Source organism: Pseudomonas ekonensis (assembly GCF_019145435.1).
Lineage (GTDB): Bacteria > Pseudomonadota > Gammaproteobacteria > Pseudomonadales > Pseudomonadaceae > Aquipseudomonas > Aquipseudomonas ekonensis.
This window is the reverse complement of record NZ_JAHSTS010000001.1, coordinates 1,107,948-1,128,626: the sequence shown is the minus strand read 5'-3', so window position 1 is coordinate 1,128,626 and position 20,679 is coordinate 1,107,948. Positions and strand designations below refer to the sequence as shown.

Sequence of the window (20,679 nt, the reverse complement as noted above, 5' to 3'; positions counted from 1 at the left end):
ATGCCGAAACCTGCCATTGCGCTCGACTTACTCTTGCTGCCGACCTGGCTGGTACCCGTCGAACCCGCAGGCGTGGTGCTCAAAGACCACGGCCTGGGCATCCGCGACGGCCGCATCGCGTTCATCGGCCCGCGCGCCGAAGCGCTCAAGTGCGACGCCGCCGAGATCCGCGAACTGCCGGACATGCTGCTCAGCCCAGGCCTGATCAACGCCCACGGCCATGCCGCGATGACCCTGTTCCGCGGCCTGGCCGACGACCTGCCGCTGATGACCTGGCTGGAGAACCACATCTGGCCCGCCGAAGCCAAATGGGTCGACGAGGCATTTGTGCGCGACGGCACGGACCTGGCCATCGCCGAGCAGATAAAAGGCGGCATCACCTGTTTCTCGGACATGTATTTCTTCCCGAAGGTTGCCTGCGAGCGCGTGCACAACAGCGGAATCCGCGCGCAGATCGCCATCCCGATCCTGGATTTCCCGATTCCGGGCGCCGCCAGCGCCGACGAAGCCATCCGTCAGGGCGTCGAACTGTTCGGCGACCTCAAGCACCACGAGCGCATCAAGGTTACCTTCGGCCCCCACGCGCCCTACACCGTGGGCGACGAGAACCTGGAAAAGATCCGGGTGATCGCCGAAGAGCTCGATGCCTCCATCCACATGCACGTCCATGAGACCGCGTTCGAAGTGCAGCAGGCCGCCGAACAGAGCGGCGAGCGCCCGCTGGCCCGCCTCGGCCGCCTCGGCCTGCTCGGCCCGCGCTTCCAGGCCGTGCACATGACCCAGATCAGCGATGACGACCTGGCGTTGCTGGTAGAAAGCAACACCAGCGTGATCCACTGCCCGGAATCGAACCTGAAGCTGGCCAGCGGCTTCTGCCCGGTGGAGCGGCTGTGGCAGGCCGGCGTCAACGTGGCGGTCGGCACCGACGGCGCGGCCAGCAACAATGACCTGGACCTGCTGGGCGAAACCCGCACCGCCGCGCTGCTGGCCAAGGCCGTCGCCGGCTCGGCCACCGCGCTGGACGCCCACCGGGCGCTGCGCATGGCCACCCTCAACGGCGCCCGGGCGCTGGGCATCGACGCACAGACCGGCTCGCTGGAGCTCGGCAAGGCGGCGGACATCGTCGCCTTCGACCTCTCGGGGCTTGCGCAGCAACCGGTCTACGACCCGGTTTCGCAACTGATTTATGCCACCGGACGCGACTGCGTGAAACACCTTTGGGTCGCCGGCAAGCCGCTGCTCGACGACCGGCGCCTGACGCGCATGGACGAACGGCAGCTGGGCGAGACCGCCCGGGCCTGGGGCCTGCGCATCAGCGGCCGCACCGAATCGTAAACACCCCGGGGCAGGCTCCGGGGCTACAGACCTTTTCAGTTTTTCGAGGATTCAATGATGAGCAACGTCGACCACGCCGAAATCGCCAAGTTCGAGGCCCTGGCCCATCGCTGGTGGGACCGCGAAAGCGAGTTCAAACCGCTGCACGACATCAACCCGCTGCGGGTCAACTGGATCGACGAGCGGGCCAGCCTGGCCGGCAAGAAAGTCCTCGACGTCGGCTGCGGCGGCGGCATCCTCAGCGAGGCCATGGCCCAGCGCGGCGCCACGGTCATGGGCATCGACATGGGCGAAGCGCCGCTGGCGGTGGCGCAGCTGCATCAGTTGGAATCGGGCGTGAACGTCGAATACCGGCAGATCACCGCCGAGGCCCTGGCCGAGGAAATGCCCGGGCAGTTCGACGTGGTCACATGCCTGGAGATGCTCGAGCACGTGCCGGACCCGTCTTCGGTGATCCGCGCCTGCATGCGCATGGTCAAGCCCGGCGGCCAGGTGTTCTTCTCCACCATCAACCGCAACCCCAAGGCTTACCTGTTCGCCATCATCGGCGCCGAATACATCATGAAGCTGCTGCCGCGCGGCACCCACGACTTCAAGAAATTCATCCGCCCGTCCGAGCTGGGCGCCTGGAGCCGCGCCGCCGGCCTCACCGTCAAAGACATCATCGGCCTGACCTACAACCCGCTGACCAAGCACTACAAGCTGGCGGCGGACGTCGACGTCAACTACATGATCCAGACCCTGCGCGAGGAGTGAGCCGATGACCATCAGAGCAGTCCTTTTCGACATGGACGGCACCCTGCTCGACACCGCGCCGGACTTCATCGCCATCTGCCAGGCGATGCGCGCAGACCGCGGCCTGGCGCCGATGAGCGACAAGCACATCCGCGACGAGATCTCCGGCGGCGCCCGGGCCATGGTGGCGGTGACGTTCTCCATGGATCCGGAATCGCCGGGCTTCGAGGAACTGCGCCAGGAGTTCCTGGAGCGCTACATGGCCGGCTGCGCCGTGCACAGCAAGCTGTTCGACGGCATGGGCGAGCTGCTGGCGGACATCGAAAAGGCCAACCTGACCTGGGGCGTGGTCACCAACAAGCCGGTGCGTTTCGCCGAACCGATCATGCAGCAGCTGGGGCTGGCCGAGCGCTCGGCGCTGCTGATCTGCCCGGATCACGTGAAGAACAGCAAACCCGATCCCGAGCCGCTGATCCTGGCCTGCAAGATGCTCGACCTGGACCCGGCCAGCGTGCTGTTCGTCGGCGATGACCTGCGCGACATCGAGTCCGGGCGCGACGCCGGCACCAAGACCGCCGCCGTGACCTACGGCTACATCCACCCCGACGACAACCCGCGCCACTGGGGCGCGGACGTGGTGGTGGACCATCCGCTGGAGCTGCGCAAGGTGATCGACAGCGCGCTGTGCCGCTGCTGAAGGCGACGAGGGAGCTTGCTCCCGCTGGAGTGCGCAGCGCTCCTGTTCGCCATTGCTGCGCAGTGGAGCGGGAGCAAGCTCCCTCGCCACACAGCGCAGGTCGTGCAAATGGATTTTTGTGAGGTTTTTTATGTTTGATTACTCCGCTCGCCCCGAACTGCTCAAGGACCGCGTCATCCTGGTCACCGGCGCCGGCCGCGGCATCGGCGCCGCCGCCGCGAAAGCCTACGCCGCCCACGGCGCGACCGTGCTGCTGCTGGGCAAGACCGAAGCCAACCTGACCCAGGTCTACGACGAGATCGAAGCGGCCGGCCATCCGCAGCCGGCGGTGATCCCGTTCAACCTCGAGACCGCCCTGCCCCATCAGTACGATGAGCTGGCGGCGATGATCGAGACCGAGTTCGGCCACCTCGACGGCCTGCTGCACAACGCCTCGATCATCGGCCCGCGCACCCCGATCGAACAGCTGTCCGGCGAAAACTTCATGCGCGTGATGCAAGTCAACGTCAACGCCATGTTCATGCTGACCAGCACCCTGCTGCCGCTGCTCAAGCTGTCGCAGGACGCCTCGGTGGTGTTCACCTCCAGCAGCGTCGGACGCAAGGGCCGCGCCTACTGGGGCGCCTACGGCGTCTCGAAGTTCGCCACCGAGGGCCTGATGCAGACCCTGGCCGACGAAGTCGACACCGTGGCCCCGGTGCGCGCCAACAGCATCAACCCGGGAGCGACCCGCACCAGCATGCGCGCTCAGGCGTACCCGGGGGAAAACCCGCTGAACAACCCGACGCCCGAGGAGATCATGCCGGTCTATCTGTACCTCATGGGCCCGGACAGCGCAGGCATCAACGGGCAGGCATTCAACGCCCAGTGATGCCATACGTCGCTTTTGTTGCCGCGGCGGTTTCCCGTCGCGGCAGGTTTTTACCGCTCATCCGTGGCCGCTTCAGTCAATAAACCAGCGCCGCGCGCCTCTCTCCAGTCACAACCCATTGATTCGTAACGATTTAAAAAATTGCGAACCGAATGGCACGACTTTCGCTCTAAATTTCCTCAAAGCACGCCGTGTGAAGGCAGTCGGGCGGGGCCTGATTCGATAGCTGACTAATCGACATCAGGCAGACTAAACTTGCGTCAAATGTCCTACGGGACTGATGGATCAGTATGACGCGCAGCCCATAGCCGCTTCACCCAGCCTGTAAGACAGACTTACTGCTTAGGGGCTCACGCCATATGAAATCACCCTCCCAGACCACTGCAATTGATTTTGACAGCGCAAAATTGCAACGCCTGGGCTTCGGTCAACAGCCTCCGCTTCTGGAACGGCCGGTCACTGTCGCGCAATTGCGCCAGCAACTGGGCCTGCAGCTGCAAACCAGTCTTGAGCCGCAACGCATCCTCGGTCTGTTCTTCCGTGAAGTTCAGCGCCTGGTGCCCCTCGACGCCCTGAGCTATCAGCACCAGAGCAGCGACCTGCGCCTGGAGTTCGGCACGCGGGGCCGTCATTCGGTCAGCTACAGCCTCAGCCACGAAGGCGAACACATGGGCGAACTGGTGTTCCGCCGCAACGAGCGCTTCAGCGAACAGGATCAGGGCCATCTCGAATCGCTGCTGTCGGCGCTGCTGTATCCGATGCGCAACGCCTTGCTCTATCGGGCCGCGACCCAGAGCGCGCTGCGCGATCCCTTGACCGGCACCGGCAACCGCATCGCCATGGAGCAGACCCTGCAGAGGGAAATCGAGATGTCGCGCCGGCACCAACAGCCGCTGTCGCTGCTGATGCTGGACATCGACCACTTCAAGCGGGTCAATGACATTCACGGGCACACCGCCGGCGACGACGTGCTGAGGGCCGTGGCGGCCTCGATCAAGAGCCAGCTGCGCAACGTCGACATGGTGTTCCGCTACGGCGGGGAAGAGTTTCTGATCCTGCTGTCGAACACCGGCCGCGAAGCGGCGGCGATGGTCGGGGAACGCCTGCGCCAGGCTGCCCAGGCCCAGGACTATTACGCCAGCAATCAGTTGATCGAATTGACCGTGAGCCTCGGCTGCTCGACCCTGTTGCCGGGGGAGTCGGCCGACAGCCTGCTGCGCCGGGCCGACAGTGCGCTTTATGTGGCCAAGCGCGAGGGGCGCAACCGTCTCACCATGGCCGGCTGACGGCCCGCCTTTGTTCCGTCAGGCGGCGCGCCTGCTGGCGCCATCGCCAGCAGGCCGGCTCCCGCAGGCGCCGTGCCGCGCACTGCGGGAGCCGCCTGATCAGCTTTCGACCAGCGCCCGCCGCTCGCGCCCGGCCATCACCCGCTCCGTCAGCTCCAGTTGCATGCACCGTTCAAGGAACAGGTACATGTAGTCGTAGCTTTTGCAGATGGCCTGGCGCAACTCGACCTGCAGCGCCTTGCTCGGGTTCAGGCCCGCCAGCGTGCAGATGATCTCCAGCGCTTCCCAAGGATGAGCGTCGTCGTACTGGGCGTGCATCTTCAGCCATTTCATGGCCCGCTTGCGGTCTTCCTCGGGGAACGCGGCAGCGTAGACGCCAGTGGAGCAGACCAGCGCCGACCACTCCCCGGTCGCGCCTTCGATGGCGTAGTTGGTGGCGGCGATGGCCACGATCAGCGAGTCCGCCGAACTGGTGTGCCAGCACCAGTGGCTCAAGGCATGCAGCTCCGGCGGCACTTGCTGGGCCTGCAGGTCTTCCAGGCTCACCCCATGGGCCCGGCTCCAGTTCAGCCAATAGTCGGCGTGGTTGAGTTCGACGCGAATGTTGCGCATCAGCCAGCGCCGCGCCATGTCTTCGCCGGGATGGCGGGCGAACTTGGTCTTGGTGAGGTTCTGCGCCATGTACAGCGCAAATTGCTCGACCACCGGCCAGCCCCCGATCAGGTACTGACGCATGGTCTTGGCGCTGAGTTTGTTGTCCCGCATGCGCAGATACAGTTCATGTTCGACAACCCGGCGTTTGCTCTCGCTGCAATCCTGGATCAACTGTTGCGCCCAGGCTGGGTAACTTGCGGCTTCCATGAGTGGTCCGGTTCGGTTGAATGTGTCGATCACTGTTCGGCTCCTTTTGATTTGTGATTGTAAGGATCGGCGAGAGTCTTCAACGGAACGTGCCAGGCGCCTTGAACAACAGCGGCTGCGGCCTGGCGGGCCGACTTTGCAAACTGTCACAGGTGAACAGCTGCGGGCGGTCGATGACATAACCCTGAGCGTAATCCACGCCGATTTCAAGCAATGCCTGCTCGATCTGCGGCGTTTCGGCGAACTCGGCAATCGTCCGCTTGCCCATGACATGCCCGATGTGATTGATCACTTCGACCATTGCGCGGTTAATCGGGTCGTCCAGCATATCCTTTACGAAACTCCCGTCGATCTTCAGGAAGTCTACAGGCAAATGTTTGAGATACGCGAACGAAGACATTCCGGCGCAAAAGTCATCGAGTGAAAAGAAACAACCTAAACCTTTGAGCTCATTGATAAATCGGATGGCACTGCCGAGATTTGCGATGGCACTCGTTTCAGTGATTTCAAAACAAATCATTTCAGGCGGAACATTGTAATTAACAAACTGTTCACGCAAGAAGTGCAAGAACGCGTCATCTCCGATAGTTATGCCTGAAAGATTAATCGCACACATCGCCAACGGCCCCTGACATTCATCTTCAATGCACTGGCCAATGACCTTGAATACGTTCTGCACCACCCAACGGTCCAGCGACGTCATCAGGCCGTAGCGCTCGGCCGCCGGTATGAAACTGTCCGGGAGGATCATCCGGCCGGCCTCGTCATGCAGGCGCAACAGGATCTCGATGTGCCCGCGCGCGCCATCGGCGGGGCCCAGCGGCGCAATTTCCTGGGCGTACAGGCAAAAGCGGTTTTCCTCCAGCGCCATGTGCAGGCGCTGCACCCAGGCCATTTCGCCGAAACGCAGCGACAGTTCCGAATCGTCGGCGTGGTAGACCTGCACCCGGTTGCGGCCCTTCTCCTTGGCCATGTAGCAGGCCATGTCGGCGGCGCGCAGGGACGCCTCGAGGGTGGTCGGGGTCTGGGCGATGTGCACCAGGCCGACGCTCACGGTGGTCAGGAAAGGCCTGCCCTTCCAGACGAAATGCAGGTTCTGCACAGTCTGGCGCAGCCCCTCGGCGATTTTTTCCGCGGCCTCCGGCGCGCAGTTCTCCAGCAGGACGCCGAATTCGTCGCCGCCCAGCCGCGCCAGGGTATCGCCCTCGCGCAACCCCGACTGCAGCAGCGCACAGATGTGCCGCAGCAATTCGTCCCCCGCCGCGTGGCCGCAGGTGTCGTTGACCAATTTGAACTGGTCCAGGTCAAGGAACATCAGCGCATGCCGCCCGGCCTGACGGGAAAGGTTGTGCAGCGCTTGCTCCAGGCGGTATTCGAATTCCCGGCGGTTGGCCAGCCCGGTCAGCGCATCATGGGTGGCCTGCCACGACAGGTTGGCGATGTACTGGCGCTCCTGGGTCATGTCGTGCAGCACCAGCACCGTGCCGCTGACTTTGCCGGCGTTGCGGATCGGCGCCCCGACCAGGTTCACCGACACCGTGCTGCCGTCCAGGCGCTGGATGAGCCTTGAATGCTCGCTGCCGCCGGTGAGCCGGCCGCTGAGGATGTGCTCGATCAGCGTCAGGCCTTCGGCCTGGGCATTGTCGTCCAGCAGGTTGAACAGCGCCGCCAGCGGCAGGCCGGCGGCCTGCTCCGCCTTCCAGTGGGTCAGCGCTTCGGCGGCAGGGTTCATGTAGTCGATCGCACCGCTGACGTCGGTGGTGATCACGCCGTCGCCGATCGAATGCAGGGTGATGTGGGCGCGATCCTTTTCCAGTTGCAGGGCTTCGGCGAACGCGTGCCGTTGCTTGAGCAGCTTGCGGGTGCGCCACAGGGCCAGCACGATCAGGCCCAGCGCCGTGGCCAGGTTGGTGAACAGCAGCAGGCGCAGGATCACCCGCGACCCTTCGCCCAGCGCGTCGCTGAACGCCTTCGCTGCGGGCGTCACGCCATCGTTGATCGCAAAGATGCGCGCCTTCCAGCGACGTATGTCTTCATCGTCGGCGGCGTTTGCGCTGATTTTCTCGTGCATCTCCCGGGCCACGCCGTCGAGCTCCACCAGATAGGCATCGCCCAGGGTCCATCGGTCGATGGCGGTCTCCAGGTAGCTGAAGTGCCGGAAGTTGAGGTACAGCCAGATCAGGCTGGAAACATCGTCGGGATGGTTGCCGCCCTTGAGGATGCCTTCCCGCGCCGCTTGCAGGTCGGGCGGACGCCGATCCAGGGCCAGACGCAGCTGATGCCCGCCCTGGGGCACGGCGATCGCGTTCTGGTACTTGAGGTAGATCGCCTCGTCGCGGCTGTCGGCGTAGAGGTTGAGGTAATAGATGGCGTCCTTCTGGCCCTTGGACCAGAGGCTTTCGCCGGCGACATAGCCACGCACCGCCGACAGGACGTAAAGACTCACGCCCCCCAGCAAAGCCTGAAACAGCACGACGGCGATGAATGGCCAGACGATGCCCAGCAACCGCGGCGTTCCGAGAGTCGGCTTTTGCTTCATGGGGATCCTTGCCGTCAGCACTGCATAATCGTATTCCGAACGAGATCGCTGTAGCCAGATTAGGAGGCGTTCGTCCTCACGGCAAGCCAGGACCGACACAACCTCGACTAACTATGTACCACCAGAACAGCCCTTGATCGCACCAATACTTCTTTTCCCTTTCAAGAGGCTACGCATTCATGGACACCACAACACTCCCGGCAACATTGCAACAGCAATACCAAGGCCAGCAGGCAGAATTCGATGCATTACTGACTGAGTTACGTGATGCCAAGGCCAGGAATGTGCCCTTGGCCACTGTGTATCTCTCTCCTGTCCAGCACAGCGCTCTCATGCTGAAACATGACATCGGACAAGGCCTTCTGCAGCGACTACTGAAGCATCCGGATTATCCAGGCGACCGATTGAGCATGCTGTCGGTTTCTGCTGGCGCAAGTGCCAGCACCTACAAAACGACAGACATGCACGGAAAGGAAGTCGTGCTGTCCCTGACCGACTTCCCCCGCCTGCGTAAATTGACAAGAAGAATAGAGCGCGAAGCTCGCGATCTGGGCGGACACCTGCGCTCCGACAAACGACTCAGCCTGCACGCATTTCTTGACTATTACGGCTTGCCGGCAGCGGAACCTGAAAGCAGCGCGGCAATAGACCCGTTGATCCGTGAACTGGAGGAGCGAAGCGCCCGCCATTCGCTCCAACTTTTCAGTGGCTTTGAGCTGGATGCGGTCAGACGCCCGGCAACATTGATAGATCAAAGAATTCTCCGTCTCCTGCACAAACGCGTCCCGACTTTGCCAATGAGCCTGGATGAACTGGTCAGCCTGCGGACCAACAGGAAGATCGTCGATATCGTCAGGAGGTTTCTGCCCGAACAACAAACTTCGATATTCACTCACTTGATCAAGGAAGCGGTACCCGACATCACTGCCGAGCAGATCAGGACTTCACCTGCCAGGACTCTGGAGAAGCTCTTTCAATCCGATGAAGCGAAAAGACTGACCGACGTGCTGTTGAAAGATCTGAACTGGTTTGGTGCGGCTTCAGAGGAAGAGACTTCTCCCATCGTCCGGACGAAACTGCTCGGCAAAGCCATCCGTTTATGGATGACAAAGCCGTATTCGCCGAAAGACGTTGCCGGATACGCCTTGCGTCATCCTTCGAACTGGGGAAAGAGCTACCCGCAGATCTGGTCCGAGTTCGAGCAGCACCTTCTCAAGTCCCGTCAGGCCGCATCCGAAAAGGAAGCGATTCTGCTCGCATGCTTACTGCGCCCCGAGTTTCCGCTGGAGTTCCAGGTTGCCGACATACCTGGCGAACTTGCCTACAGGAGTTCCGTTGTCTGGGTCAATTTCGTCCACGGCGTTTATCTCGCCAATGCCGTAGATCCGCAGTTGCTGGAGAGACTGACGTTTCAGAAACTATTGGATCTACCAGCAAAACAGTCCATGAAAGCAAACCCAGAACAAAAGAATCTTATAAATGCTACACGTTTTAGAGCCACGCTGGATTGGGCAATCACCAATGGGTTCATCCCGGATAAAATCGAAGATGACTTCACGCATAAGGAACTGAAGACAGCAGTCAGAAAGCTCGACACCGCCATCAACAATCTGAAAGACGCCGCCAGCTGGATCACCATCCCTCCGCCGGAAAGGTTGAACATCGCCAGATTGAAAATCGAAAAAATATTTGGCGAGAAGTTCATCGCCAAAAATATCAGACTGACTGCCATCGGCGACACTACCGTCCCGCAACATCAATTCGGGTTATACGCCCAGCGTCTGATACCCAAGACACATTCCTTCGTCGATGTTTATGCATCCGGGAAACTGAACGAAAACAAGTGGTTTGTGGTCGACCCCGCCCTCCACATAGCCACCGCCACCTGGTTTCAACTGAATGAAGATCGTACCTTGCAGAGCCATCTCGGGACTGTTGCTGCTCCCTCATTGAAAACACCGACTCTGCCGGACATCGAAAAGAACTTCGACACTCATTTCAAGATTTACCTGGACATCATCCGAAGTGCCTACAGCAAGTTGATTGCCGCTTTGCTCGCCTCCTTGCCCTTGGCTGACCGTCGTGCGTTGGAGAATGGCTCTATTGCGATCTTTAGCCTGCGAAGGGCTACCTCGGGCATCGCGGCGGAAAATGAACAGGCCAGCGACACTCTGCCTCTGCGGGCGCGCAACGGTTTCATTGTGCAAGCGACAAACGAAGACGAAGTGGTTTATTACGAGGTTTTGCCAAAGGCTGGGGTGATACGCCGCCGGCAAGACATCGAGCCTCGGCACCTGGGCGGCCTGCCCAAGACGGAAAAGTGGAAAGTCAGCAAAGGCTCGCCTGTAAGCGTGGCCGTCCTGCGGCACAAGACTCTCCCTTTCGATTGGGATGCCCACGTCAATGGCACACCTCCCATCGCCAATGCTCAGTGCGAGGCCATTCTCGATGCAGTCGTCAATGTCCCCGCCAGCACGGACAGCCAATCCTCCCACGAGAGCATTCCACGCACGCTAGAGTCTCAGGCCACCAAAAACATCGCTTATTGCATTTCCTGGAGGTTTCTCTTTTTTGACGAAGTCCTGTTGCGTAAAAGTTGTTATGGAAAAACCTCGTTTGAAGAGGAACAGGAGAGCAAAGACAAGAACCTTGCCACTATCAAAGGGTTTGTCCCGTTCTGGGGCAGCATGGAAGATTTGCTGTCGGGCGACAGCACGCGCTGGATCCAGGGCACCTTTGGCATGTTCACCGATTTGGTCTCGTTTGTACTCCCGTTGGGGAAATTCGCTGCCGGCACATTGAAGATTGTCAACACGGCAACCACTGTAGGTTTCAACAGGGCGCTCCCGGCGTTTGCAAAACTGACAGGAGCGTTTTTACAGTCAACCCTGAACCCCTTCGACGGAATCGCATCACTGCTCAGGGCCATGGGCAGCCGGGGAGTGAAACTGGCCAGCAGCGGGTTGTTCAAGCTCCGCGAGGCGGCCGGCAGAGCCGGTCGCTACCGTATTGTGCAAGGCCTGCCACAGATAGACGACGTTGGACGTTGGAAACCGCTCTCTCGGGGAGACCAGTTGGCGACGGTCGAGGGCATCGAGAATGTTCCGGTACGCAACACAGGATCGGCCGGATCGCGGGTGCTCCATCTGGTCGATCCCCTGTCGGGCAAACCATTCGGGCCACGCCTGGCTCTTTCTCAAGTCTCCGTAGGCCAAGCGAGTTATCGACGTATAGGCCTCACAAACAATGAAGACTTGTATGCGATTGCCAAGACAGCCCGGGCAAGACAAATACTGGAAGTCGACGGTCGAACCATGGTGTGGATTGACGACGTTGCCTACCGGGTTCAAAAGAACGCTTTGACACGCGTGGATCGCCTCGATGCAAGCGGAACACTGAACGCCGCACATTGCCGCGCTCGTAGAGTCCCCAACGGAATTTGCAAGACCCGATATGTGATCACCGATACCCCTGCCGAACGTCCCGCTGTTGGCCACTTTTCGGAAGAAAACAGTTGGGCCGAATGGTTCGGCGACAGCAGATTCACACCTTCCCCTGTGACCTCAGCCCAGCCACGTCAACTACTGGCCTTTGAAAACAGAATTTATGAGGTCAGAGACAACGCCCTTCAACTTTATCGCGGTCACCCATCCGCGATTGGCCTGCGCCGGAACAGACCCATCGCCAAGCCTTACATCGATGCCCGACTGGAGTTCCAGGAAGGAATTTTTGCCGGCTTGAAAGTGAACGGGAGCGCCATTCAAATCGATGATGTGCACGAGGTAGGTGCGGTGGTTGCCTACTCCCTGGACAGTCAGCATCGCTACGTATTCGCAAGGCTGCATACAAACGACTACTACATGACCACGCTTGCAGCCAATGACAGTATTCAAAAGCCCCTTCGCATGAAAAAAGTGACCGAAGAACTTCTCCAGGGAGATACACCCGCAAGCGAGCTGCGGCGCATATACATCGGCTCGCTGAATGCCAACAACCTGGTGCGCATTCATGGATGGGAGCGGGTTCATCGAACATTGGACAGTCTTGAAGAGTTTGCGGTAGCCATTGGAGCGCCAGCCAATCCTGAAACTGGGTTGAAATGGGTGAAGGTGACAGCCTACCCAGCCAGTTCGTTATTGTTTGATGGTCCAACGCGAACGACAGCGGTGACACTGGCTGAAGGTGCCAATGTATGGAGCAGAAGCAATCTGACCAGTGCGCAGTTGCAGCGATCGGTTGCCGATAACTTTGATACTTTGTTCTTGAGAGAAAGCGATCCGGCATCCCGAGGCATCGCAATCGACAATGCCATGCAGGATTTACAGAGCCTGACTCCTTACGCTCGCTCCTCGCCCCGCAACATTGCCTATGCCGAGGTCATTACCGCGAGAGACCGGAAGGAAATCTATGTCAGCGTTTCGGGTGCAGGCGATAACACCCGGCACTTGCCGATATTCCGATCAAGCCCCGATATTCCAGTTGTCGAGAAAAATGGCATGTATTACTTCAATGTCGACAGATTCAGGAAACCTGCTGCTCCCGAAGCCTTGAAACTGACGGATGATGAAGTGTTGCTTGCGATTCCCCACCCAATCACGGATCCAGCCCGGCCCGATGTACTGGAGCGGGTGACATCTGTCGACAGCGAAAGCAAGTTGATCGGCTACCTGCGGGAAGAGTACCCAAATTCCGGGGACATTCGCTCGATCAATGTGGTCACGACCCTGCCGCCCTGCGACTCATGCTCGATTATCGTCAAAGGGTTCGGGCAAGATCGCCATATTGATGATCTCAACGTGATATGGGGCAAACGTCCTGACAGGCAGCCGGCTCCCTGAATGCGCCCATTCGCCGGAGACGGGCGTGCACGCCATGGCAGATCCGCTCAATGCTGTTGCAGGTGCCCATAGAGCCTGGCGTACAGCCCGCCGTCGGCAATGAGTTGCTGGTGGTCGCCGTCTTCGGCCACCTGCCCGCCGTCGAACACCAGCACCCGGTCGGCCTGTTTCACCGCCGACAGGCGATGGGCGATGATCAGGGTGGTGCGGCCGTTGAGGAACCGCGCCAGGGCCTGGTGCAGGTTGTACTCGGTGGCGGCGTCGAGGGCCGAGGTGGCTTCGTCGAGGATCACCACTTTCGGTTCGGCCAGGATCATCCGCGCAATCGCCAGGCGCTGGCGCTGGCCGCCCGACAGGCGCACGCCGGCGCGGCCGACGATGCTGTCCAGTCCGTCGGGCAGCGCGCGGATGGCGGGTTCGAGCTGGGCGATCGCCAGCGCCTGCCAGCAGGCTTCGTCGCTGCGGGTGCGGCCCATGGTCAGGTTGGCCCGCACGGTGTCGTTGAACAGCGCCGGGTGCTGCAGCACCACCGCGACGTTCTCCCGCACCGTGTCCAGGCCAATGTCCTGCTGGCTGCAGCCGCCGAAGCGGATGGTGCCGGCCAAGGGCGTGTACAGCCCCAGCAGCAGTTGCACCAGGGTGCTCTTGCCGCCGCCGCTGGCGCCGACGATGGCCACCTTCTCGCCGGGGGCGATGGACAGGTCCAACCGATCCAGCACCAGCTCGTCGCCGTAACCGAAGCTCAGCCCCTGCACCTGGATGCCGACCGTCTCGCGGCCCTTGAACGGGTCGAGGCCGCCGGGGTACTGCGGCTCGTCGGCGCGGGCCAGCAGTTCGTTGATCCGCGACAGCGCGCCGCCCGCCGCATAGTAGGCATATTGCAGGTTCAGCAACTGCTCGACCGGGCCGATCATGAACCACAGGTAGCTGAACACCGCGAGCATCTGGCCGATGGACAGGTCCGAGAACAGCACCGTGAGCATCGCCGCCGCGCGGAAGATATCGATGCCGAACTGGAACAGCAGGCCGCTGGCCCGGTTGGAGGCGTCGGTCTTCCACTGCGAGTTGACCGCGTAATTGCGCACCTCCTGGGCCCGCAGGCCGAGGCGCCCGAGGAAGAAGCCCTGGCGGTTGCCGGCGCGCACTTCCTGGATCGCGTCGAGGGTCTCGCTCAGCGCCTGGGTGAAGCGCGAAGTGCTGTCGTTCTCCAGTTTCTTCAGGTGCTTGACCCGCTTGCCCAACTGCACGGTGGCGTAGATCACCAACGGGTTGAACAGCAGGATCAGCAGCGCCAGCTTCCAGTGCATCCACACCAGGATGCTGGCGGTGCCCACCAGAGTCAGCATCGCCACCAGGAAACGGCTGAGGGTTTCGCCGACGAATTTGTCGAGGGTGTCCAGGTCGGTGACCAGGTGCGTGGTCACCGTGCCGCTGCCCAGGCTTTCGTATTCGCCGAGGGAGATGCGCTTGAGGCGCTCGATCAGGCGGATCCGGATGCGGTAGACGATGTCCTTGGCCAGCCGCGCGAACAGCCGGGCCTGCAGCACGCCGAAGCACAGGGCGCTGCAGCGCAGGGTCAGGGTCACCAGCAGCATCAGGCCGATATAGCCGGCCGCCTGCTGCCACATCGACGGCAGCACGTGGTTCATGACCTTGAGCGCGGCGTCGCCATGGCCCAGCAGGACTTCGTCCACCAGCAGCGGCAACAGCAACGGGATCGGCACGCTGCACAGCGTCGCCAGCACAGCCACGCCGTTGGCGATCCACAGGGATTTCTTGTGATGCAGCGCCAGTCGCCGGACTTCCGCCCAGCTCAGCCGGTCGACACGCTTGACGGCTGGCGTGTCATCGGCCGGGTCAGACACAGGCGGCGCGCTCCAGCCATCGGCCGAGCAACGGCGACAGTTCGCCCAACGGCTGATAACCGTTGGTCAGCAACGCCAGCTGACCGTTGCGCTCGGCCAGCAGAGTCGGGAATCCGGCGATGCCCAGGTCCTGCACCCAACTGAAATCGGCGGCGGTGGCCGCGTGCTGCTCGGCGCGGTCGAAGGCTTCGGCGAACTCGATGCGCGGCACGCCGGCCCGCTCCGCCAGTTCCACCAGCACGCTGGCGTGGGTGACGTCGCGGCCTTCGGCGTAGAACGCGTGCTGGATCAGGCCCAGCAGTGTCCACGCGCAGTCCGGCGCCAGGCTGCGCGCGGTGACGATGGCGCGGCAGGCAGGCTCGGTGTCGTAGACGAAACCGTCGGGCAACGCGCCCTCAAAGCGGAACGGCTGGCCGGTGGCCTCGGCGACCGCGTGCCAATGCTCAAGGATGTAGCGCCGGGTGGTCGGCTCCAGCGCCGCACCGCTGCCGGTGCGCAAACCGCCGACCACCAGGTGCAGCTCCACCCCCGCTGCCTGCGCCTGCTCGACCAGGGCCTTGGCCACCGGAGCGAACCCCCAGCACCAGGAACACATCGGATCCATCACATAGAGCAGGCGCGCAGACATGGTTCAGGCCTCGGTGGATGCTTGCTTATAGTTGTAGCCGATCGGGTGCGGCATGTTGCGCGCCTTGGCCAGTTCGATCTGCTTTTGCCGGTCGATGGCGCTGCGGCGGGTCTTCTCGCTGAGGGTGTCCCAGCAGTGCGGGCAACTGATCCCGGCCACGTAGTGCTCGGAGGCGCGATCCTCGACGCTCACCGGGTTGCGGCAGGCGTGGCACTGGTCGTAGTCGCCTTCGCTCAGGTCATGGCGCACGGTGACGCGGTTGTCGAACACAAAGCAGTCGCCCTGCCACTTGGTCTCTTCCTGCGGCACCTCTTCGAGGTACTTCAGGATCCCGCCCTTGAGGTGGTAGACCTCTTCGAAGCCTTCGCCCAGCATGTAGCTCGAGGCCTTCTCGCAGCGGATGCCGCCGGTGCAGAACATCGCGACCTTCTTGTGCACGGCCGGGTCGAAATGCGCCTTGATGTACTCCGGGAACTCGCGGAAGGTCGTGGTCTTCGGGTCGATGGCGCCTTCGAAGGTGCCGATCGACACTTCGTAGTCGTTGCGGGTGTCGATCAGCAGCACCTCGGGGTCGCTGATCAGCGCGTTCCAGTCCTGCGGCTCGACGTAGGTGCCGACCTTCTTGTTCGGGTCGACGCCCGGGACGCCCAGGGTCACGATCTCTTTCTTGAGCTTGACCTTGGTGCGGTAGAACGGCTGCTCGTCGCAGTACGACTCTTTGTGGTCGATGTCGACCATGCGCGGGTCGTCGCGCAGCCAGGCCAGCAGCCCGTCGATGCCTTCACGGCTGCCGGACACGGTGCCGTTGATGCCTTCCTCGGCGATCAGCAGGGTGCCTTTGATGCCGTTGTCGAGCATGGCCTTGAGCAGCGGCTCGCGCAGGTCGACGTAATTTTCGAGGGTGACGAACTTATACAGTGCCGCCACGACAATCGGTTGTGTCATGGGTGTCTCTCCAGGTGGCTACCCTCGCAAAGGGTGAACCGGATGCGAAAAAAAACGCGCCGGGTCAGCGGCGCGTTGCGGATTGTAGCAAAGGAGCAGCCATGAGCGGCAAGCTACAAGCCGATCGCCGTGCTTGCGCTTGCCGCTTGCAGCTTAAAACTTGCGGCTGCCTCAATGCCCCCCTGCACAGGTCGGCGACGCCGGGGCGGCCCCGACCTCTGCCCATTCCTGCGGGGTGTAGGTGTGCAGCGCCAACGCATGGAACTCGCCCATCAGCTCGCCGAGCGTGCCGTAGACCTTCTGGTGGCGCTTGACCCGGTTCAGGCCCTCGAACTGGGCGCTGACCACCACAGCCTTGAAGTGGGTCTGCAGGCCGCGGCTGTGCATGTGGCTTTCGTCCAGCACCTGCAGGTGTTCAGGCTGAAGCAGGGCCAGCGTCGATTCGATGCGTTGTTGCATGGTCATCACGGACTCCGCTTACGGCTTTTTCTTGGCCGGCGCCGCGCCTTTCGGGGCCAGCTCGTTGGTCATGTCGTCCAGCAGCTTGTTGACCACCGGCACGGCGCTTTCCAGCTTGGCCTGGGTCATCTGGGCCGATTGCTGGGTCAGTTGCGGCATCTTTTCCAGGACTTTCTTGCCCAGCGGCGACTGGTAGAACGCCACCAGGTCCTTGAGTTCGGATTCGCTGAAGTTGCTGGTGTAGAGCTTGACCATGTCCGGCTTCAGCTTGTTCCAGCCGATGGCCTGATCCAGGGCGGCGTTGGCCTTGGCCTGGTAGGTCTCCAGCACGGCTTTCTTGGATTCCGGCGCCTTGGTCTGTTCAAAGCGCTGGGCGAACATCTGCTGCACTTGCATGTACACCGGAGTGCCCAGCTTGTCGGCGTGCGCCAGGGTCAGGAAAGCTTCGGCACTGGCGTTGTGGCTGGCGGTGTCGGCAAGCACCTGGCCGCTGGCGCAGACCAGGGCAACCGCGGTACAGATGGCACGAAGACGAGTCATCGAGTTTCCTTTTCTAGCAGGCGAGGTAAAACCCCAAGGGCGACCATTCTGCGCCTGATTAACATCGAGGCTCAACCCCCGGGCCTTGCCGCGCTTGCCTGGCGGGCGTGACCGGTCAACAATCGATCCGATGGAACCCCCCTGGCCGAAGCCGGCCTAAACAGCGCAAATCAGACCGACAGGAGTGTGCACGATGAGCCGTATCGAAACCGACAGCCTGGGCCAGATCGAAGTCCCGGACGACGCTTACTGGGGCGCTCAGACGCAACGCTCGCTGATCAACTTCGCCATCGGCCAGGAGCGCATGCCGCTGCCGGTGCTGCACGCCCTGGCGTTGGTCAAGAAAGCCGCCGCCCGGGTCAACGACCGCAACGGCGACCTGCCCGCCGACATCGCCCGCCTGATCGAACAGGCCGCCGACGAAGTGCTCGACGGCCAGCACGACGACCAGTTCCCGCTGGTGGTCTGGCAGACCGGCAGCGGCACCCAGAGCAACATGAACGTCAACGAAGTGATCGCCGGCCGCGCCAACGAACTGGCCGGCAACCCGCGCGGCGGCAAGCTGCCGGTGCACCCGAACGATCACGTCAACCGCTCCCAGAGCTCCAACGACTGCTTCCCCACCGCCATGCACATCGCCACGGCCCAGGCGGTGCAGGGCCAGTTGCTGCCGGCCATCGCCGAACTGTCCGGCGGCCTGGCGGAGCTGTCGGCGCGGCACCTGAAGCTGGTCAAGACCGGCCGCACCCACATGATGGACGCCACGCCGATCACCTTCGGCCAGGAGATTTCCGGCTTCATCGCCCAACTGGACTACGCCGAGCGGGCGATCCGCGCCGCCCTGCCGGCGGTGTGCGAACTGGCCCAGGGCGGCACGGCCGTCGGCACCGGCCTGAACTCGCCCCACGGTTTCGCCGAAGCCATCGCGGCGGAACTGGCGGCGCTGTCCGGGCTGCCGTTCGTCACTGCGCCGAACAAGTTCGCCGCCCTCGCCGGCCACGAGCCGCTGACCACCTTGTCCGGCGCCCTGAAGACCCTCGCCGTGGCCCTGATGAAGATCGCCAACGACCTGCGCCTGCTCGGCTCCGGCCCCCGTGCAGGCTTCGCCGAAGTGAAGCTGCCGGCCAACGAGCCGGGCAGTTCGATCATGCCCGGCAAGGTCAACCCGACCCAATGCGAAGCGCTGTCGATGCTCGCCTGCCAGGTGCTGGGCAACGACGTGGCGATCGGCTTCGCCGCCAGCCAAGGCCACCTGCAACTGAACGTGTTCAAGCCGGTGATCATCCACAACCTGCTGCAATCGATCCGCCTGCTGGGCGACGGCTGCAGCAACTTCCAGCAGCACTGCATCGCCGGACTGGAGCCGGATGCCGAGAAAATGGCGGAACACCTGGAGCGCGGCCTGATGCTGGTGACGGCCCTGAACCCGCACATCGGCTACGACAAGTCGGCGGAAATCGCCAAGAAGGCCTACAGCGAAGGGCTGACCTTGCGTGAGGCGGCGTTGCAGCTCGGTTACCTGACCGATGAGCAGTTCGATGCCTGGGTGCGGCCGGAGAACATGCTGGAGGCCGGGGCCAAGGGCTGATCCTTGCGGCGCCATCGCCGGCAGGCTGGTTCCCACAGGGTTCTGCGGTGAACACAAAGGCTGCATTCACCCAGGTCTTCTGCAGGAGCCAGCCTGCCGGCGACAGCGTCGGCGAGGGGCCCGCTCAGCCCGGCACGACCTTGGCCCGCCGCGCCTTGAGCCCGGCGATCAGCGAAGGCCCCAGGGCCACCAGCGCCGACCCCAGCACCACCAGCACCGCCCCGCCGTACGCCAGCAGGTTGATCTGCTCGGCGTGCACGTAGTCAGGCCACCACCAGGCCGCCACCGCTACCGCGCCGAACGTCACCAGCGGCGTGATCGCCAACGTCGCGCTGACCCGCGACGCCTCCCAATGCGCCAGCGCCTCGGCGAACGCACCGTAGGCGATCAGGGTGTTCATGCAGCACGCCAGCAGCAGCCAACCCTGCAACGGGCTGAGGCTGAGCGCCTCCAGAGGATGCACCCACGGCGTGAGCAGCAAGGCGCAGAACAGATAGATCACCATCATTACCTGCAGCGAGTTCCACACGGTCAGCAGCTGCTTCTGGCCCAGCGCGTAGAACGTCCACACGGTCGAGGCCAGCAGCACCAGCAGGACGCCGGCGGTGTAGTCGGACAATGACGTCAGCAGCTCCGCCAGGCGCTGGTTGAAAAACAGCGCAAAACCGATCAGCAGCACCGCCAGGCCGATGCCCTGGCCGATGCTGAAGCGCTCCTTGAACACGAAGAGGCTGGCGATCAGCAGCATGATCGGCCCCATCTGCACCACCAGCTGCGCCGTGCCCGGACTGAGCAGGTTCAGGCCCATCAGGTACAGCACGTAGTTGCCCACCAGCCCGAGCACCGCCATCAGCACCAGCCAGCCGCCCTTGGGCCCGAGCGCCTTGCGGCTGGGCAGGCGCCGGGTGGCCGCCAGGTAGACGAACAGGCAACCGCCGGAGACCAGCAGGCGGAACCAGGTCACCGTGACCGGATCCATCGCCACCAGCACCTGCTTGAGCTTGATCGGCAGGATTCCCCACAGGAACGCGGTCAGCAAGGCCAGGAACATGCCGTACACCCAACGGCCCGATGAAATGTGCATGAGTACCCCGAATGCGACTGACGAGTGCGCTCATTCTAGGCGCGGCGGCCGGCGCGACACAGGGACAGTTGGGGTCAGGCCGCAAACGGAACTGTGCAGGTCGCAGCGCAATATTGACGCACGCCCGTTGATCGGCTCGGCGGGCGCGCCAAGTGCTTCAGGCATAAGCTCATCGGATCCTTCCAGCGCCCCCTCCAGGAGACCCACCATGTACGGCATGCGCGTCCAGGATCCGGCACCCGCCATGCACTTTCGCAGCGACCGGCTGTGCCGGGTCAACGGCGAACTGTTCTTCAGCACCCGGGAAAACACCCTCGAAGGGCCGTTCGACAGCCTGGAGAAGGCGCAGCAGGAGATCCGCGCCTACATTGCGCGAATGCAACTGCAATCCGCATAGGCCTCTTTGGC

Annotated in this window: 16 protein-coding genes; 8 read left to right on the top strand and 8 right to left on the bottom strand. The window is 62.4% G+C overall.

The genetic code is table 11. The features are described from left to right. From KVG96_RS05200 to KVG96_RS05180, 5 genes are all read left to right on the top strand, one after another. Complete coding sequence (locus KVG96_RS05200; protein ID WP_217891086.1) at nucleotides 1-1,335, top strand: TRZ/ATZ family hydrolase; 1,335 nt, start codon at nucleotides 1-3, stop codon at nucleotides 1,333-1,335. A 57-nt stretch (nucleotides 1,336-1,392) separates the two neighbouring features. Further along, nucleotides 1,393-2,091: a bifunctional 2-polyprenyl-6-hydroxyphenol methylase/3-demethylubiquinol 3-O-methyltransferase UbiG gene (ubiG, locus tag KVG96_RS05195; RefSeq protein WP_217891085.1), complete on the top strand. Its 699-nt coding sequence runs from the start codon at nucleotides 1,393-1,395 to the stop codon at nucleotides 2,089-2,091. A 4-nt stretch (nucleotides 2,092-2,095) separates the two neighbouring features. Continuing rightward, the gene (gene mupP / locus KVG96_RS05190; RefSeq protein ID WP_217891084.1) at nucleotides 2,096-2,767 is read left to right on the top strand and encodes an N-acetylmuramic acid 6-phosphate phosphatase MupP; all 672 of its coding nucleotides are present in this window, start codon (nucleotides 2,096-2,098) and stop codon (nucleotides 2,765-2,767) included. 130 nt (nucleotides 2,768-2,897) lie between these two features. Continuing rightward, nucleotides 2,898-3,638 (top strand): YciK family oxidoreductase, encoded by a 741-nt coding sequence (locus KVG96_RS05185; protein ID WP_085578055.1) that lies wholly within the window; start codon nucleotides 2,898-2,900, stop codon nucleotides 3,636-3,638. A gap of 359 nt (nucleotides 3,639-3,997) precedes the next feature. Further along, the gene (locus KVG96_RS05180) at nucleotides 3,998-4,924 is read left to right on the top strand and encodes a GGDEF domain-containing protein (RefSeq protein ID WP_217891083.1); all 927 of its coding nucleotides are present in this window, start codon (nucleotides 3,998-4,000) and stop codon (nucleotides 4,922-4,924) included. Between the two features lie 99 nt (nucleotides 4,925-5,023). Here KVG96_RS05180 and KVG96_RS05175 read toward each other — a convergent pair whose 3' ends face one another. Next, nucleotides 5,024-5,785, bottom strand: a complete 762-nt coding sequence (locus KVG96_RS05175; RefSeq protein ID WP_225927214.1) for an iron-containing redox enzyme family protein — start codon at nucleotides 5,783-5,785, stop codon at nucleotides 5,024-5,026. Between the two features lie 79 nt (nucleotides 5,786-5,864). Beyond that, nucleotides 5,865-8,324 (bottom strand): EAL domain-containing protein, encoded by a 2,460-nt coding sequence (locus tag KVG96_RS05170; protein ID WP_217891081.1) that lies wholly within the window; start codon nucleotides 8,322-8,324, stop codon nucleotides 5,865-5,867. 179 nt (nucleotides 8,325-8,503) lie between these two features. On the opposite strand from KVG96_RS05170, the gene KVG96_RS05165 reads away from it, so the two are divergent. Further along, on the top strand, nucleotides 8,504-13,162 hold the full coding sequence (locus KVG96_RS05165; protein ID WP_217891080.1) for a hypothetical protein: 4,659 nt from the start codon (nucleotides 8,504-8,506) through the stop codon (nucleotides 13,160-13,162). A gap of 47 nt (nucleotides 13,163-13,209) precedes the next feature. Here the strand turns inward: KVG96_RS05165 and KVG96_RS05160 are convergent, their stop codons facing one another. The 5 genes from KVG96_RS05160 to KVG96_RS05140 form a co-directional block, all read right to left on the bottom strand. Further along, the gene (locus tag KVG96_RS05160; RefSeq protein WP_217891079.1) at nucleotides 13,210-15,027 is read right to left on the bottom strand and encodes an ABC transporter ATP-binding protein; all 1,818 of its coding nucleotides are present in this window, start codon (nucleotides 15,025-15,027) and stop codon (nucleotides 13,210-13,212) included. After that, nucleotides 15,020-15,622, bottom strand: coding sequence for a DsbA family protein (locus KVG96_RS05155; protein ID WP_217892439.1), 603 nt, complete (start codon nucleotides 15,620-15,622; stop codon nucleotides 15,020-15,022). The genes KVG96_RS05160 and KVG96_RS05155 overlap by 8 nt, the downstream gene beginning before the upstream one ends. 36 nt (nucleotides 15,623-15,658) lie before the next feature. Then, the gene (gene trhO, locus KVG96_RS05150) at nucleotides 15,659-16,600 is read right to left on the bottom strand and encodes an oxygen-dependent tRNA uridine(34) hydroxylase TrhO (RefSeq protein ID WP_217891078.1); all 942 of its coding nucleotides are present in this window, start codon (nucleotides 16,598-16,600) and stop codon (nucleotides 15,659-15,661) included. A gap of 171 nt (nucleotides 16,601-16,771) precedes the next feature. Continuing rightward, a complete protein-coding gene (locus KVG96_RS05145; RefSeq protein WP_217891077.1) occupies nucleotides 16,772-17,065 on the bottom strand; it encodes a BolA family protein in 294 nt (97 codons plus the stop codon). Nucleotides 17,066-17,077: 12 nt separating this feature from the next. Then, on the bottom strand, nucleotides 17,078-17,599 hold the full coding sequence (locus KVG96_RS05140; protein WP_085578063.1) for a DUF2059 domain-containing protein: 522 nt from the start codon (nucleotides 17,597-17,599) through the stop codon (nucleotides 17,078-17,080). 193 nt (nucleotides 17,600-17,792) lie between these two features. Here KVG96_RS05140 and KVG96_RS05135 point away from each other — a divergent pair, with 193 nt between their 5' ends. Continuing rightward, entirely contained in the window at nucleotides 17,793-19,187 is a 1,395-nt protein-coding gene (locus KVG96_RS05135; protein ID WP_217891076.1) for a class II fumarate hydratase, read from the top strand. Between the two features lie 124 nt (nucleotides 19,188-19,311). Here KVG96_RS05135 and KVG96_RS05130 read toward each other — a convergent pair whose 3' ends face one another. Continuing rightward, on the bottom strand, nucleotides 19,312-20,271 hold the full coding sequence (locus KVG96_RS05130) for a DMT family transporter (protein ID WP_217891075.1): 960 nt from the start codon (nucleotides 20,269-20,271) through the stop codon (nucleotides 19,312-19,314). 208 nt (nucleotides 20,272-20,479) lie between these two features. Between KVG96_RS05130 and KVG96_RS05125 the strand changes: the two genes are divergently transcribed. Continuing rightward, a complete protein-coding gene (locus KVG96_RS05125) occupies nucleotides 20,480-20,668 on the top strand; it encodes a DUF6316 family protein (protein WP_217891074.1) in 189 nt (62 codons plus the stop codon). Nucleotides 20,669-20,679 lie beyond the last annotated feature (11 nt).